This window comes from Thermococcus sp. M36 (genome assembly GCF_012027355.1).
In the GTDB taxonomy this organism is placed as follows: domain Archaea; phylum Methanobacteriota_B; class Thermococci; order Thermococcales; family Thermococcaceae; genus Thermococcus.
The window spans coordinates 1-446 of record NZ_SNUH01000206.1; the positions used below are offsets into that span (position 1 = coordinate 1).

The 446-nt window shown below is 35.2% G+C and carries 1 protein-coding gene; it reads right to left on the reverse strand.

Going from position 1 to position 446, the window contains the following annotated elements:
• On the reverse strand, nucleotides 1-446 hold a 446-nt coding region (locus tag E3E36_RS12005; RefSeq protein WP_167895596.1), incomplete at both ends, for a DUF4369 domain-containing protein.

A 446-nucleotide genomic window follows, 5' to 3' on the forward strand; every position in this document is an offset into this window, starting at 1 on the left:
CCTTGCTTCTAATTCATCAGCACTGCCGAATAACGGGTTAACAGCAAATAATACAAACGCACTAACAGGGGATGCAGGCTTTTGTTTTACCGTTAATTGAACCTGCTCTAATACTTTATTCCTGGTGGCTTCAAAAACTCTTATCAGTGAATCTCTTTGTACAGAAGGATTCTTGGCATTGTTTATTTTAGTAGCGGTGTTTTGTAATTTATCTTTTAACGGATTAAACTGCGTTAAGTAAGCATTGTATTCATTGTTTAATAAAGAGCCTGTTGCTGTTGCTTTTTTAATGTTGAAAGATTCTCCGCTGATGGTTATGTTTTCATTGTGCATGAATAACTCAACAGTTTCTTTATAACCGATAAAGCCTAACTGATAAAAATCAGCTCCATCTAATTTACCTGTTAATGTAAAATTTCCTTTGCGGGCATAAGTTTGTGCAATGG